The 1,598-nt window shown below is 48.6% G+C and carries 1 protein-coding gene; it reads left to right on the top strand.

What is annotated here, in order from left to right:
• On the top strand, window positions 1-1,598 hold a 1,598-nt coding region (locus DFQ03_RS18710; protein WP_166637414.1), incomplete at both ends, for a hypothetical protein.

Here is a 1,598-nt window from a genome sequence, read left to right as displayed (position 1 = left end):
AACCTTGTAGGTACGGAGTTCAGTGCCGATCCAAGTTTGGCGACCGACACGGAGTTGTCGGATGCTATCACGGCAAGCGAGGCATTGGATCTTGACAAGGTTATCGGTAACGAATCGGTAACAGGATTGACTTTCGATGGCGGAACTTCTATATTAACGCTTACACAAGATGGCGCTGCAAACGAAACGGTGAATTTAGGGGCGTTGGATACCGATACGCAGTATACCGCTGGTACAGGATTGAACCTTGTAGGTACGGAGTTCAGTGCCGATCCAAGTTTGGCGACCGACACGGAGTTGTCGGATGCTATCACGGCAAGCGAGGCATTGGATCTAGATAAGGTTATCGGTAACGAATCGGTGACTGGATTGACTTTCGATGGCGGAACTTCTATATTAACGCTTACACAAGATGGCGCTGCAAACGAAACGGTGAATTTAGGGGCGTTGGATACCGATACGCAGTATACCGCTGGTACAGGATTGAACCTTGTAGGTACGGAGTTCAGTGCCGATCCAAGTTTGGCGACTGACACGGAGTTGTCGGATGCTATCACGGCAAGCGAGGCATTGGATCTTGACAAGGTTATCGGTAACGAATCGGTAACAGGATTGACTTTCGATGGCGGAACTTCTATATTAACGCTTACACAAGATGGCGCTGCAAACGAAACGGTGAATTTAGGGGCGTTGGATACCGATACGCAGTATACCGCTGGTACAGGATTGAACCTTGTAGGTACGGAGTTCAGTGCCGATCCAAGTTTGGCGACTGACACGGAGTTGTCGGATGCTATCACGGCAAGCGAGGCATTGGATCTTGATAAGGTTATCGGTAACGAATCGGTAACAGGATTGACTTTCGATGGCGGAACTTCTATATTAACGCTTACACAAGATGGCGCTGCAAACGAAACGGTGAATTTAGGGGCGTTGGATACCGATACGCAGTATACCGCTGGTACAGGATTGAACCTTGTAGGTACGGAGTTCAGTGCCGATCCAAGTTTGGCGACCGACACTGAGTTGTCGGATGCTATCACGGCAAGCGAGGCATTGGATCTAGATAAGGTTATCGGTAACGAAACTATTACAGGATTGGCTTTTGATGGAGCTGTATTGACTATATCGGAAGGTGGAAATACGGACCAGACGATTAATATAAGTTCATTGGATACCGATACGCAGTATACCGCTGGTACAGGATTGAACCTTGTAGGTACGGAGTTCAGTGCCGATCCAAGTTTGGCGACCGACACGGAGTTGTCGGATGCTATCACGGCAAGCGAGGCATTGGATCTAGATAAGGTTATCGGTAACGAATCGGTGACTGGATTGACTTTCGATGGCGGAACTTCTATATTAACGCTTACACAAGATGGCGCTGCAAACGAAACGGTGAATTTAGGGGCGTTGGATACCGATACGCAGTATACCGCTGGTACAGGATTGAACCTTGTAGGTACGGAGTTCAGTGCCGATCCAAGTTTGGCGACCGACACGGAGTTGTCGGATGCTATCACGGCAAGCGAGGCATTGGATCTTGATAAGGTTATCGGTAACGAAACTATTACAGGATTGGCTTTTGATGGAGCTGT

The sequence above is a fragment of the Maribacter caenipelagi genome (assembly GCF_004364175.1).
Lineage (GTDB): Bacteria > Bacteroidota > Bacteroidia > Flavobacteriales > Flavobacteriaceae > Maribacter > Maribacter caenipelagi.
Note: the sequence above shows the minus strand (reverse complement) of the source record. Positions and strands in the feature narration are given on the sequence as shown.